The sequence below is a fragment of the Antarctobacter heliothermus genome, from assembly GCF_900188425.1.
In the GTDB taxonomy this organism is placed as follows: Bacteria; Pseudomonadota; Alphaproteobacteria; order Rhodobacterales; family Rhodobacteraceae; genus Antarctobacter; species Antarctobacter heliothermus.
Map to the genome: position 1 here is coordinate 1 of NZ_FZON01000030.1, position 12,747 is coordinate 12,747.

Sequence of the window (12,747 nt, forward strand, 5' to 3'; positions counted from 1 at the left end):
CTCGAGCCTGGACAAATCTGCCAAGGGTATTTCGGTTGCCACTACATCACCTGCACAGAGGACTCTTCCAATGACCACGCTTATCGCACGCAATACCATTCTTTCTGCGGCCCTTGCTGTCGTGCTGGCGTCGCCGGCGCGGCTCGTCGCTCAGCAGATCACTGTGACCGCCGCGCCTGAGGTCTCGGCCCTCATGGCGGCCTGCACCCCGACCACGGCGCAGGGCGCCGCAATCCGGGATGGCTTGGTTGCGCGGGGCTGGGCAGAGGTGCCGGAGGATAAGCGCCGCGCCGCTCTGGCCGCGTTCAGCGCAGCGCACATGTGGTCGTTCCTGCCCAACTATCTTTCTGCTGACCGGGTTGCCAACTTCGAACCGCTAACGGATGCGGTGGAGAGTGCCGCTAATGGCGCTGATGCCGCGTTCCTAGCATCTGGCGACCAATACGCGCTGATCCTCTGGAACGGGGATAACCTGTCGTGCATCTGGGCCGGGCAGCAATCCGATAGTATCGACACGCTCGCGGTGCAGCTTGGCGGCTTTCCGCATAGCGACAGGGTGACCACCCGCGCGATTGACCAGCGTCTTGAAGAACAGGGGCGCAGCTGGACTCGTCGGATGTCTGTTGGTCGGACACCGGTCCCCGATCTTCCGCCGTCCGTTGCGGAAACCGGGCTCACAGATGCAGCGCGGCTTGATCGGTCTCCTCTTTGAGGGTCGTTATCATGGGAAATGACAAGGCATAGACCAAAGATTGTGGTCATGCTCGCGCGTCTTCAGATTTTCTGCGGCCCGTCCACCGGGGCGAAGTTCAGGGTTTTGTGAAAGGAGCAGGTGCTCTGCCAGAATGGCGGAGAACTGCAGGGGCTGGTCGAAGGCGAGCGAGATGCCGGAGGTTTCAAGATCGTAAAAGGCGAAAAGCATTGGCGGAGCTTAACCGTCGCCGTGCAGTAAATGCGTCATCCTGGAAAGAGCGGGCCCTGCCATTGGGCATGTGCTCGGGTCCGGCGTCAGCAGGGAGGCGCATTTACTGCACGGCCATCGGCCTGAGCATCTCGTCGGTGTCCAAGTCCGCTGCGCCAGAGCGGTGTCTTAAAGACATGGCAGACACGCTTGCCGGAGCTGTCCTCGCGGGTCTCGACCAGAAGTCCCGCCCATTCCAGGGGCAGAAGAACGCAACAGGAGAACGCGGACATCTCGCGCCAGCCGGCCGTGTGCCAATCCTTCGGCTCACCGTAGAAAGCTTCGAACAAGGCGGCCTCGGTCGTGCCGTGGTCGGCCTCGACATTGATGACGTTCATCCAGACATCCCACTTGCCGAAGGGGCGATCATCGAAGCGCGCATAGGAGGCGTGATCGATGCGCAGGACGAAGTGTGGGATCAGTTCGGCGAACAGCCGGCCCGGGGCCTGCGCCAGCTCGGCGCCCCGCTTGGTCAACCGGAACTCGCCCTTGAAGTGCCGCCCCAGGCGAAGGGAGATCAGCAGGTAGTGTAACACCTCGAGCGGCGGGAACTCGTATTCGTTGATGACCTTGTTGTAGCGGAACATCTCTTCCGCGCTTTTTCCCGGCCAGCCGAAGCGCTCGACCGCCCGATGGACGAAGACCCGCTTGAACGCCTTGGTCTTGGTCAGGCCAATCGAGCCGTGCTCCTGCACGTTCTGCAGCGTCAGGAGCGCTGCGCGCAGCAGGGGCGAATGCGCGAGATCGGGATGGTCATCAAGGAGCGGGCGGAATTCGATCATGTCCACTTCATGCCACAGGCAGAACGGGGATGCCAAGTGGACCGAGGGGAGGCCTCGCCATGATCTCGGGCAGTCTCGCTCAACATCAGCGAATGTCACCGACTGTCACTGAGCGCGGGTGATTGTCGGCGGTTGTGGCTGGCGGGGGGGGGCGACTCTGCAAACGTTGACATGGCGTTGACACGTTTTGCGAACGCAAAAACCCGACTGATTAAGTCAGGTTCTAACTATTTGGTATATTTAGTTTTTTTGGTTGCGGGGGTCAGATTTGAACTGACGACCTTCAGGTTATGAGCCTGACGAGCTACCGGGCTGCTCCACCCCGCGACAGTAGGCGTGTCCTATATCGCCGTGCGGAGGACTGCAAGGGTAAGTGAGGCCGAAAAGAAAAAGTTTTTCGACGTTTTGACGCCCTGACCTGTTCCCCGTGGAGTCCGCGCCATGAAGTTGCTCTGTTCTGGATTTGGTCCCTATTTCACCGTTGGTGATCCTCACACGGGGTGAGCCCGTCGATGGCGCGGTCAGACCAACGCTGGACGTGAAAGCCTGTCCGTTTCGCGGGGCGACACGCCTGACGTCTTCAAGCCTTGCGCTTCATCAATCCGCGGGCCGGATCATAGCCCCATAAGGCAAGCAGCCCAAAGATGGCGGTCGCCCCGACGACCCAAAAAAGCGCGATCCAGTTGAATTGCAGGTACAGCAGAAAGCGGATCAGCTCTACCACATGGGTGAATGGGTTGAGGGCGCAGATGCCGTACAAAAGCTCTGAACTTTCGGCCATTTTCCACAGCGGGTAGAGGGCCGAGGACAGAAAGAACATCGGGAAGATGACAAAGTTCATGACACCGGCGAAATTCTCCAACTGGCGAACAAAGCTGGACAACACAAGGCCAAGCGCGCCCAGCATGATGCCACCCAGAAACAGGCCGGGCAGGGCGGCGACATAGCCCCAAATCGGCATGGTGATATCGAACAGCGCCGCGATGGCGAGAAAGGCATAGACCTGTAGCACGGAAATCGCGCTGGACCCCAGCAGACGGCACAACAACAGCCACCAACGCGGCAGGGGGCTGGTCAGCAGCAACCGCATCGACCCCATTTCGCGGTCATAGACCAACGAGAGAGAGCTTTGCATGCCATTGAACAGCAGGATCATCGCGCAGAGGCCGGGAACAATGTAGGTCTCATAGGTTATGTAGGTCTGATAGGGCGGGATGATCGACAGGCCCAGCGCAGCGCGGAATCCGGCGGCAAAGATCAGCAGCCAGACCAGGGGGCGCACCAGCGCCGACAAAAAGCGTTCGCGCTGATGGATAAAGCGCAGGAATTCGCGCCCGACTATGGCGCGCAGGGCGATCAGCCAACCCGTCATACCGGGGTTCCTGTCTGGCTCAGGAACCAGTCCGACAGGGCCTGATCACCGCGCACCTGACCCGCCGGGCCGTGGGTCAGGATCTGCCCCCGGTGCAGCACCAGCAGGTCATCTGTATCGCGCACTTCATCGGTCAGGTGAGTGGTCCAGAGCACACACATCCCCTGCGCGGCCAGGTCATGCACATGGGCGACAATCCCGGCGCGAGAGGACGCATCCAGCCCGACGGTGGGTTCGTCCAGCAGCAGCACCTGCGGCTCATGCAGCAGGGAGCGCGCCAGTTCGGTGCGCCGCCGGTGGCCGCCATTCAACGCGCGGACTTTTTCATGCGCACGCTCGGCCATGTCCAGCCGCTCCAGAACCGTGTCGATTCGCGCGTTCAACCCTTTGCGTGGCAAGCGGTGCAGTGCGGCGAAATAGGAGAGGTTCTGGCGCACGCTGAGGTCCAGATCCAGCGTTGGCTGTTGAAACACCACCCCCAGTTTCGCAAGCGCCTGACTGGGTGCCTGGCGCAGGTCATGCCCGGCAATGCGGATCGTGCCGGTGGGTGAGACAAGCAACCGGGTCAGGAGTGACACCAGCGTCGACTTGCCCGCGCCATTGGGGCCAAGCAAAGCGCAAAAGCGGCCCTTTTGCAGGTCAAATGACACGTCAGCCAATGCCTGTTTCGGGCCATAGGCAAAGCTGAGGTTCTGGACAGAGAGGCCCTCAGTCATGGCTGACCTGCGGCTGACAAGACGCCGTCACAAAACATCATGTTCAGCGTCCTCATCTAGCAACGTGGCCGGTTTTCCCGACAAAACCAGCGTGCGGTCGGCCAGACGGTCCGCCTCTGCCCGGGCGTGGGTCACAAACAGGGTGGCGGGCTTTGCCTCGGCAATCAACGCCTCTGTGAGGGTCAGCATCTGTTCGGCCATCTCCGGGTCCAGCGACACGAACGGTTCGTCCATCACCAGAAACTCCGGCGCTCCGGCAAAGGCACGCGCCAGCGCCAACCGACGTTGCTGCCCAAGAGACAACTGCCCCGGAAAGGCATCGTCGCGGCCCGCCAGGCCAACCCGCGCCAGCGCGGCACGCGCCGCCTCTGCCCCCAACGTCGGCCGCACGATCAGCAGATTGTCGAGCGCGCTACGCCACGGCAGCAAGGTCGGTTCCTGAAAGACAATCGCCATATTGTCGGGGCGCGTCACGGTGCCCTCAAACCGGGTGTCGATCCCGGCCAAGATCCGCAGGACGGTGGATTTGCCAATACCGGACGGCCCCAGCAGCGCAACGGTTTCCCCCGGCCGGATGTCAAAGCGGACCGGCCCCAGAACCTGCTGATCGCCAAAGAATTTCGCTGTGATGTCGGCCCGGATCACGCGGCCCTCCACCGCCGGATGCGGCGTTCCCAAGGTTGCAGTACCAGCCATTCCACCGCCAGCATCACCGCGATGAAGGATAGCGCGTAGACCAGCACCATCGCGACATCAAACAATTGAAAATACAAGTGAATCTGAAAGCCAACGCCGTTTGAGCGGCCAAGGAATTCGACCACCAGAACGATTTTCCAGATCACCGCCACGCCGGACCGCGCGGCGGCGGTGATGAACGGCGCCAGTTGCGGCAGCGTGACATGGCGCATGCGCGCCAGCCACGACATCCGGTAGACCCGCGCCATGGCGTCCAGATCCGGATCAAGGGCGCGCGCGCCTTCTCGGATAACGGTGGCGACATTGGGGATCTTGTTCAGCGTCACCGCCAGAATGGCCGCCGTCTCATTCAGGCCGATCCACAGGTAACACAGCACGATCAGCACGAGCGCGGGCAGGTTCAGAAAGATCACCAGCCAAGGGTCCAACCAGCGGTTCAGCGCCTCTGACCGGCCCATGGCAAGACCCAGCGCGATACCAATGAACATCGCCAGCGCAAAAGCCCAGATCACTCGCAGCAACGTGGCGCCAAGGTGGAAGGGCAATTCGCCTGACCCGATCTCCCGCGTTGCCGGGCCGATCAGGGCCCATGGCTGCGGCAGGACCGTCGGGTCCGCCGTCAGTGTCGCGCTGAGGATCCACAGCAGAAACAGCCCGATGATCGACAGGATTGGCGTGACCGCGTGCATGTCTTTCATCGGGCGACCTGCTTCAGTTCAGGTCGGCGAACAGGCCATCAGGCACGGTGGTCGCCTTGCCGACCAGATCAGCCCCGCCAAGGTCATTCATCAACGCCAGCATCTTGTTCGCGCCGTCGATGTCAACCGGGCCGCGCGCGGGCGTGCCGGCCAGCCAGTCGGATTTAAGTTGATCGAACTGCGCGTCTGTCTTGGCATTCATGATCGGGCGGATCGTCTCCCATGCGGCATCGTCGCTGGCCAGCAGATCCTTGGCGTCACGGCTGGCGTCATACAGGGCCTGCGCCAGACCGGGGTTCTCTGCCAGAAAGCTTTCCTTCATGTAGTAGCCCAGCAGCGGCGTGTCGGTGTTCAATCCCAGCGCCTTACCCGCCGTCTCGACCGAGATCACCTCTTCCATACCCGCCACTTTCATCTTGGCAAGGAAATGCCAAAAGTTGATCGCCCCTTGCAGATCGCCGCCGAGGCCGGATTTGAAGATCAGCGGCGGCGCGCCAAAGACCTGTTCGGTGTCAGCCTTCAGGTCCATGCCGTATTCCTGTTGCGCATAGGCGCGCAGGATCAGCCAGGATTTGTCCAGCGGCCCACCGGCAATGCCGATCTTGCCGCCTGCCAGATCCTTGAGCGAGGCCACGCCGCTGCCTTTCGGCGCGACCAGGCCGCCAACCGCCTTGGAGTAGGGCACAAAGACATAGTCCTTGCCAGCAGCCCGCTGCCGCGCAACCCAAATCCAGTCGGCAACGGCCACGTCCGCCTCACCGCCCTCAACCGCGACGCGCGTGGCGCCATTGTCGGCATAGGGCGCGATGTCCAGAGTAAACCCACGCGCCTCATCAAAGCCCTGCTCGACGATGGTTGCCAGTTCCCAGTTCACGGTGCCGATCTTCAGCACGGCGGCACGAATGACCGGCAAATCCTGGGCAAAGGCGGGGGCGGCAACGATCATCGCCAGAAGGGCGCAGGCGCCCCGGCGTGTGATGGATCGGATCATGTGATGTCTCCCGGTTGGCTACTTGGACCTTGCAGTCCGCTTTGGTGCATTGTGGGCATTGTCGCGCCGCTGACCATTGGCCTTTGGTCGCGGCCCTGCGTGTCATTCGGCGCGACGGCCGACCTCATTCAGGTCTGCATCCAGTTCAATGTCGAACTGATGGCCGCCCTCGCAGATGACGTCGTCCAGCTCATACCCGCCGTCTTCCGTCTTGATGTCGTCGGGGTCCATCTGGCATTTCATTTCGGCCAGCATGGCGGTGATCTTGTCCACGGTGTCCTGCGGGATCTCGTGACTGCCGGCAAAGGACGGGGCGGCAATGACAACGGCGAAGGCGACGGCAAGGGTGCGGGTCATGTTCAATGGTTCCGGTCGGGGTTATTGAATGCTGATGCGGATCTGCTGGGTTTCGCCGGTTGACCCGGGAATACGCAGGATATGAGTACCGGGCTTGATGGCGATAAAGGACAACTCCGCCACGCCTTCCGCGTCAAATTCGATCGAGTCGATGGCCATCGGGCGGATTTCGATCTTGTTTATGACGATCTCATTCATCCAGATTGCGCGAAAGAACTCTGACCCGGTGATGGCCAGTTCGGCAGAACCATCAGCGGTGATGAACATTTTATAGTAGGCCCCGGATTGCAGGGTGACATCCTCGCCCAATGGTTGGCCAGAGGCGAGGGTCAGCTGGATCGGCTCTCCCCGGTTGCAAGAGGCCAGCAGCCCGGCAAAGCCAAGATCATCGCACAGCGGCGCAGCCAAGGCCGGAGCAGAAAGGCCGCAGGCAAAGGCGGCGGCAGTCAGAAATCTCATCAGGGTCTCCTTCAATTCAGGGTCTCGGCCATGCCCCGGCGCTGCTGGCCGACTTGCGCCGTTTTGATCGCCTTGTCGCGGGCGACATCGGCAATGGTGGTGTCATCGGAAGCGCCGTGAGTGGCTGGCAGGTCTTGGCTGTCAGCCATCTCAACTATCAGCCTGCTACCGTCCGTCAAAAGCTGATCCAGCGCCTCCGCGAGCTGATCGGTCCCGGCAAGGCGACGATCCTGAGGATCAGAGCCATCGCGGAAACTTGGCAAAAAGCGCGGATGATCGGTACGCGGAACCTCTGTCTTGACATCCAATGCCAGAGCCGGGCCATCCATGCCGAGGAACAGCATCACGGCCATAAGCAGAGCGATCATCCGTTGCACATTGCCCCCTCCCTTGCCCGGTTTGTCGTCCCGGGTGCGTTCTTGATATCCCAATCAAACCGGGGGCGTTTCGCAACCGGGACCTTTGGCTGGGTTGTGTGAATGACGAGCCCTGCCTGCGCCGAGCTTTGCGACTCAGTTTGCAGGAAACACCCCGCACGCGGTATTGGTGATGCTTGTCTGGCGCTGTCCCTTTCCGGACAGGCACTGGCCCACAGGCCTCCATCGACAGCGTTCAGGACATGAGCAGGCAACCGGCGGCCTTTGACGATGGCCAATCAGTTCGCACCCTCGCAAACCTTGATCTGACCGGGGAGTGTCTCAGTTTGAAAATCAGAGTGCGTTGACATAATCTTGTCCGCCCATTCGTTGGCCAACGCCTTGGTCAGCTGCCCGATCCCGCCCTTGACGCGCGCAAACCTGACAGCGGTCCCCTGCCCCGCACGCCATCTACCACAGCGGCTGGCCCGTGCGTTGGCCGGGCAGATCCCACAGGGCGATATCCACCGCCGAGATTGGAAAAGACGCGTACCCCCGCGCGCGACGCAATGCACATGGATTGCATCGCCTCAAACAGCGCCTCAACGTCGTGTGCCGCCTGACCGGTCAGAAAGGGCGCAAGGTCGTGTCCGACGGCGTGCGCGGCCCTTGCCACGGCGCGGCGGGTCAGCGATCGCGCAATCGTGTCAGCCCTTTAGAAAGGCATTCCGATCGACCAGAAACTTGTCGGACAATGGCAGGCTCGCCGCGCCCAGCGCGCGCGCATCCCGCCCAATGCTGCCTTGGCGCAAGTCCGGCACCTCTATGCCCGGCACCTTGATCTCGTTCAGACGGCGGGCGGTTCGGGCGACCAGGGCCGCACGGACCGGGTCCGGCAGCCAGCCGTCGATCACCACGCTTTGAAAGTCGATCAGGCAGGACGCGGACAGGATCGCATAGGCCAACCCATCGGCGGCACGGGACATCCACGCATCCAGAACACCGTCAGGCAAGTCCCATTGGGTCGGATTGTCCCAGATCATGCCGCTGTCGCCGCCCGCATCGGTCACCAGACGTTCCAGAGTGTATATGGACGCCACATCGACCAACTGGCTGACCTTGGTTCCCTTGATCCCGATCGGGATCGACGCCACGGCCGCGGCGTTGCCGCTGTGGCCGGTGAACACCGTGTTGTCGATGACCAACCCGCCGCCGACAAAGAAGCCGACAAAGAAATAGAGGAAGTCGCGGGGTTTGCTCTGATCGCCAAAGACCAACTCCGCACCGCAGGCCGCAGAGCCATCATTGCGCAGGTAGACCGGAAAAGCCCAGTTTTCGGCAAGTTCGTCTGCGATCTTGCGGTCGCGCCATGCCTCCATCTCTGTGGTGGGCAGGCCAAGCGGCTTGGCCCAGTCCCACAGCCTGAACGGAATGGAGATGCCCAACCCGGCGACACGGTCGCGATGCTCTGGTGAAAGCTGGCCAAGCAACTGCGCAATTGCGCCGTTTGCAAACGTCACCGCGCCATCGGGGGTGGGATAGCGATGGGGCAGGTGCACGCGGCCTTCGACGTGTCCGTGGAAATCGGTCAACAACAGGTCCAGCGACCGACGCCCGACCTTGAGCCCCAGAAAAAACGCCCCCTCGCGCGCAAGGCTCATCGGCACCGACGGCTGGCCGACCTTGCCGCGCACTGGCTCTCCCTTTTGCAGCAAGCCCTCTTTTTCAAGCGCGCGCATGATCACCGACACGGTCTGCGCCGACAGGCCAGTCAGACGGGCAATTTCGGCCTTGGGGAGCGGCCCGAATTGCCGAACCAGCGACAGGACCAGCCGTTCGTTATGGGCCCGAACACCGCTTTGATTGGACCCGCGCACGCTGTCTGACGGCAGGCTCGCCGGATCGTCTTCTTTCCGGGTGCTGTCCATGTTGTTCCTTCTGGAGGCACTGAGCATTTCGCGTCCTCTCTTGTCAGATTTCCCCTTTCGGCGCCGCCTGTCAATAATAAATAACGCGGATTGATTTATATTGACTTTGACCGCTCGAATCTGTTCTCTAGATGACGAAGGGTCGGCGTAAATCGCGGCTCTTGGGTCTGATAATACTGCCGCGTTGGACCCCGCGGATTTTGGGAGGATACCATGAAAAAGCTTTTGACTGGCACGGCCATTGCCCTGACTGCCGCCGCACTGGCAACCGGCGCAAGCGCCGCAAGCCATTCGATCAGCGCGTGCCTGATCACCAAGACCGACACCAACCCGTTTTTCGTCAAGATGAAAGAAGGCGCGACCGCCAAGGCCGAAGAGTTGGGAATCGAGCTGAAGTCCTTTGCCGGCAAGATCGACGGCGACCATGAAACCCAGGTTCAGGCTATTGAGACCTGCATCGCGGATGGCGCCAAAGGCATTCTGCTGACCGCCTCCGACACATCGTCCATCGTTCCGGCCGTGCAGCAGGCGCGCGACGCGGGCATCCTTGTCATCGCGCTCGACACGCCGCTGGAGCCGATCGATTCCGCCGACGCGACCTTTGCCACCGACAACTTTCTGGCCGGTGAACTGATCGGCAAGTGGGCCGCCGGCAAGCTGGGCGATGCCGCCGCCGACGCCAAGATCGGCATGCTGGATCTGGCCGTGTCGCAGCCGTCGGTTGGCGTTTTGCGCGATCAGGGGTTCCTGACCGGGTTTGGCATCGACGTCATGGATGTCACCAAGTGGGGCGATGAAACCGACCCGCGCATCGTTGGCAACGACGTGACGCAGGGCAACGAAGAGGGCGGCCGCCGCGCGATGGAAAACCTGCTGGCGCAGGATCCCTTCATCAACGTGGTGTACACCATCAACGAACCCGCAGCCGCCGGGGCCTATGAGGCGCTGAAATCCATCGGGCGTGAAAACGACGTTCTGATCGTCTCGGTCGACGGCGGTTGTCCCGGTGTCATGAACGTGGCCGACGGCGTGATCGGCGCGACCTCGCAGCAGTATCCGCTGCTGATGGCGTCGCTGGGCATCGAGGCGATCAAGAAATGGGCCGACGAGGGCGTCAAGCCAGAGCCGACCGAAGGCAAGAACTTCTTCGACACGGGTGTGTCGCTGGTCACCGATCAGCCTGTCGACGGCGTCGACTCGATCACTGTGCAAGAGGGCATGGATCGCTGCTGGGGTTGATCCCGAGCTTCTGAACTACAGCGAAGGGGCGGCAGCCGCCCCTTCGTCATGGACGCGTTGCCGCCTTGTCGCCTAGGCTGGTCTGAAACGCGCATCAGAACGCACCCACAAACTTGATCTGGGAGGATCCCACATGACCGAGTCTGCCTCGAAGGGGTCGGACTACGAATCGTCGTTGTCCGCAGCCACCAATCAGGTTGCCGAGTTCGAAAAGCCCCAAGGTTTCGTTCACAAGGTGCAAAACGCCCTGCACACGAACCCCGCCCTTGTCCCGCTCATCGTCCTTGTAATGTCCATCGTGGTCTTTGGCCTGCTGCTGGGGTCCAAGTTCTTTTCGCCATTTGCCCTGACGCTGATCCTGCAACAGGTTCAGATCGTTGGCATCGTGGCAGCCGCGCAATCGCTGGTAATCCTGACCGCGGGCATCGACCTGTCCGTGGGCGCGATCATGGTCATGAGCTCAGTCGTCATGGGCCAGTTCACCTTTCGCTATGGCATCCCGCCGTTCATCTCTGTGATGTGCGGCCTGGCCGTGGGCACCGGCATCGGCGCGATCAACGGCCTGCTGGTGACGCGGATGAAACTGCCGCCCTTCATCGTGACGCTGGGCATGTGGCAGATCGTTCTGGCGGCCAACTTTCTGTATTCGGCGAACGAGACGATCCGCTCTCAGGACATCGAACAGAACGCCGCGATCCTGCAATTCTTCGGCACCACTCTGCAACTGGGCAGCGCGCGCCTGACCTATGGCATCATCTTCATGCTGCTGCTCTTTGGCGTGCTGACCTATGCGCTGACGCAAACCGCCTGGGGGCGACATGTCTACGCCGTGGGCGATGACAAGGAGGCGGCGGAACTGTCCGGCATGGAGGCGAACAAGGTTCTGGTGTCCGTCTACGCGCTGTCCGGCCTGATCTGCGCCTTTGCCGGATGGGCCTTGATCGGGCGCATCGGGTCGGTCTCTCCGACCTCTGGCCAGTTGGCCAATATCGAATCCATCACCGCCGTGGTGATCGGGGGCATCTCGCTGTTTGGCGGGCGCGGCTCAGTTTTGGGCTCGCTCTTTGGGGCGCTGATCGTTGGTGTGTTCACCTTGGGTCTGCGCCTGATGGGGGCGGACGCGCAATGGACCTACCTGCTGATCGGTGTGCTGATCATCGCGGCGGTCTCTGTCGATCAATGGATCAGGAAGGTTTCGGGATAATGTCTGTGCAACCCATCGTTCAAGGCCGCGGAATCGTGAAGCGTTACGGCCACGTCACCGCCATCGACCATTCGGATTTTGACCTATACCCGGGTGAGGTGCTGGCCGTGATCGGCGACAACGGCGCTGGGAAATCGTCGATCGTCAAGGCGATCTGCGGCGCGGTTCAGGCCGACGAAGGCGAAATCAGGATCGAGGGCAAGCCGGTGCATTTCACCTCACCGCTGCAAGCCCGCGACATGGGGATCGAGATTGTCTATCAGCAACTCGCCCTGTCGCCATCGCTGTCCATTGCCGACAACATGTTCGCCGGGCGCGAGCTGCGCAAACCCGGCTTCATGGGCACGGTTTTTCGTCAACTCGACAAGAAGGCGATGGAAAAGTTCGCCCGGGACAAGCTGACGGAACTGGGCCTGATGACCGTCCAGTCGATCAATCAGGCGGTCGAAACCCTGTCCGGCGGCCAGCGTCAGGGCGTGGCTGTGGCCCGCGCCGCAGCCTTTGCCCGCAAGTTCATCATCATGGATGAACCAACCGCCGCCCTTGGCGTCAAGGAAAGCCGCCGGGTGCTGGAACTGATCCAGGACGTGCGCGCAAAGGGTATTCCGATCATCCTGATCAGCCACAACATGCCGCATGTCTTCGAGGTGGCTGACCGGGTCCACATTCACCGGCTGGGCAAGCGTCACGCGGTGGTCGATCCGGCCAAGATCTCGATGTCGGACGCGGTGGCGATCATGACCGGCGCGATGGAACCGCCGCCGATTGAAGAGCAACAACTTACGCCAAAGGCCGCAGCGTAGCACCCTAATGGCGCTCCGCCGTCGGGCGGCGGGCCGCCATTGACTGGCACACGCTTGCAACAGCAAACGCCCGGGTTACACTAATCGCAAATCAGGTATGGCCTTTGGTACACAACTGCCGTTAGCGATAACAGGCGTGTCACGGTCAGCGGGAGGACCGGTCGATGGCGCGCGTTTCGCGGCCC

16 protein-coding genes and 1 tRNA gene are annotated in these 12,747 nt (G+C 61.6%); 4 read left to right on the plus strand and 13 right to left on the minus strand.

All coding sequences use genetic code 11. The features are described 5' to 3' along the window. The first annotated feature begins 70 nt into the window (after nt 1–70). Complete coding sequence (locus CHB90_RS15055) at nt 71–712, plus strand: hypothetical protein (RefSeq protein ID WP_089278692.1); 642 nt, start codon at nt 71–73, stop codon at nt 710–712. Nucleotides 713–721: 9 nt separating this feature from the next. Here CHB90_RS15055 and CHB90_RS15060 read toward each other — a convergent pair whose 3' ends face one another. The 13 genes from CHB90_RS15060 to CHB90_RS15120 all read right to left on the minus strand — a co-directional run bounded on the left by CHB90_RS15060 (nt 722) and on the right by CHB90_RS15120 (nt 9,316). Further along, nucleotides 722–922, minus strand: a complete 201-nt coding sequence (locus CHB90_RS15060) for a hypothetical protein (RefSeq protein ID WP_089278693.1) — start codon at nt 920–922, stop codon at nt 722–724. A gap of 86 nt (nt 923–1,008) precedes the next feature. Beyond that, the gene (locus CHB90_RS15065; RefSeq protein WP_425426631.1) at nt 1,009–1,743 is read right to left on the minus strand and encodes a hypothetical protein; all 735 of its coding nucleotides are present in this window, start codon (nt 1,741–1,743) and stop codon (nt 1,009–1,011) included. A gap of 250 nt (nt 1,744–1,993) precedes the next feature. Then, nucleotides 1,994–2,070, minus strand: a tRNA-Met gene (locus tag CHB90_RS15070). A 253-nt stretch (nt 2,071–2,323) separates the two neighbouring features. Then, on the minus strand, nt 2,324–3,115 hold the full coding sequence (locus CHB90_RS15075; RefSeq protein ID WP_089278694.1) for an ABC transporter permease: 792 nt from the start codon (nt 3,113–3,115) through the stop codon (nt 2,324–2,326). Next, on the minus strand, nt 3,112–3,831 hold the full coding sequence (locus CHB90_RS15080) for an ABC transporter ATP-binding protein (protein ID WP_089278695.1): 720 nt from the start codon (nt 3,829–3,831) through the stop codon (nt 3,112–3,114). The genes CHB90_RS15075 and CHB90_RS15080 overlap by 4 nt, the downstream gene beginning before the upstream one ends. A gap of 27 nt (nt 3,832–3,858) precedes the next feature. Next, on the minus strand, nt 3,859–4,476 hold the full coding sequence (locus CHB90_RS15085; RefSeq protein ID WP_170941079.1) for an ABC transporter ATP-binding protein: 618 nt from the start codon (nt 4,474–4,476) through the stop codon (nt 3,859–3,861). Then, nucleotides 4,473–5,225 carry an ABC transporter permease gene (locus CHB90_RS15090; protein WP_089278697.1) on the minus strand — a complete coding sequence of 251 codons (753 nt, stop codon included), beginning with the start codon at nt 5,223–5,225 and terminating at the stop codon, nt 4,473–4,475. Before CHB90_RS15090 ends, CHB90_RS15085 begins: the two co-directional genes overlap by 4 nt. Nucleotides 5,226–5,238: 13 nt before the next feature. After that, nucleotides 5,239–6,216 (minus strand): ABC transporter substrate-binding protein, encoded by a 978-nt coding sequence (locus CHB90_RS15095; RefSeq protein WP_089278698.1) that lies wholly within the window; start codon nt 6,214–6,216, stop codon nt 5,239–5,241. A gap of 102 nt (nt 6,217–6,318) precedes the next feature. Further along, a complete protein-coding gene (locus CHB90_RS15100; RefSeq protein WP_089278699.1) occupies nt 6,319–6,573 on the minus strand; it encodes a PepSY domain-containing protein in 255 nt (84 codons plus the stop codon). A gap of 21 nt (nt 6,574–6,594) precedes the next feature. Then, entirely contained in the window at nt 6,595–7,032 is a 438-nt protein-coding gene (locus CHB90_RS15105) for a cupredoxin domain-containing protein (protein ID WP_089278700.1), read from the minus strand. Between the two features lie 11 nt (nt 7,033–7,043). Then, nucleotides 7,044–7,400, minus strand: coding sequence for a hypothetical protein (locus tag CHB90_RS15110; RefSeq protein ID WP_141135895.1), 357 nt, complete (start codon nt 7,398–7,400; stop codon nt 7,044–7,046). A 459-nt stretch (nt 7,401–7,859) separates the two neighbouring features. Further along, nucleotides 7,860–7,916, minus strand: a complete 57-nt coding sequence (locus CHB90_RS27020) for a hypothetical protein (RefSeq protein WP_245823262.1) — start codon at nt 7,914–7,916, stop codon at nt 7,860–7,862. 179 nt (nt 7,917–8,095) lie between these two features. After that, nucleotides 8,096–9,316, minus strand: coding sequence for an ROK family transcriptional regulator (locus tag CHB90_RS15120; RefSeq protein WP_089278702.1), 1,221 nt, complete (start codon nt 9,314–9,316; stop codon nt 8,096–8,098). A 213-nt stretch (nt 9,317–9,529) separates the two neighbouring features. On the opposite strand from CHB90_RS15120, the gene CHB90_RS15125 reads away from it, so the two are divergent. The 3 genes from CHB90_RS15125 to CHB90_RS15135 all read left to right on the plus strand — a co-directional run bounded on the left by CHB90_RS15125 (nt 9,530) and on the right by CHB90_RS15135 (nt 12,562). Next, complete coding sequence (locus tag CHB90_RS15125; protein WP_089278703.1) at nt 9,530–10,555, plus strand: sugar ABC transporter substrate-binding protein; 1,026 nt, start codon at nt 9,530–9,532, stop codon at nt 10,553–10,555. Between the two features lie 133 nt (nt 10,556–10,688). Further along, nucleotides 10,689–11,759 (plus strand): ABC transporter permease, encoded by a 1,071-nt coding sequence (locus CHB90_RS15130; RefSeq protein WP_089278704.1) that lies wholly within the window; start codon nt 10,689–10,691, stop codon nt 11,757–11,759. Then, nucleotides 11,735–12,562 (plus strand): ATP-binding cassette domain-containing protein, encoded by an 828-nt coding sequence (locus CHB90_RS15135; RefSeq protein WP_089278705.1) that lies wholly within the window; start codon nt 11,735–11,737, stop codon nt 12,560–12,562. Before CHB90_RS15130 ends, CHB90_RS15135 begins: the two co-directional genes overlap by 25 nt. Nucleotides 12,563–12,747 lie beyond the last annotated feature (185 nt).